The 305-nt window shown below is 46.9% G+C and carries 1 protein-coding gene; it reads left to right on the top strand.

What is annotated here, in order from left to right:
* Window positions 1-305, top strand: a 305-nt coding sequence (locus tag DAHG_RS00215) for an N-acetylmuramoyl-L-alanine amidase family protein (protein ID WP_022936311.1), incomplete at both ends; no start/stop codon positions are given.

Consider the following 305-nt stretch of genomic DNA (forward strand, 5'->3'; position numbering starts at 1 on the left):
CGGCAAGCTGGTAACCGGCTTCAAAGAGATCGAAGCAAAGACCTATTACTTCAACAAGGAAGGAAAGATGGTGACAGGCTTTAATGACATCAACTCAAAGACCTACTACTTCGATCAAAAGGGAGTCATGAAGAAAGCAAGCTGGTTTGAAGAAACAAGAAAACGCTATTACGCCTATGCCGACGGTGTGATCGCGAAAGGATGGCTGCCGATCGAAAGTGATTGGTACTACATGCATCCAACGGACGGACATCTGATGAAGGACTGGATCAGAGATGGGAATGACTGGTACTTCATGGGACCCG

This window comes from Dielma fastidiosa (genome assembly GCF_000313565.1).
GTDB classification, from domain to species: domain Bacteria; phylum Bacillota_I; class Bacilli_A; order Erysipelotrichales; family Erysipelotrichaceae; genus Dielma; species Dielma fastidiosa.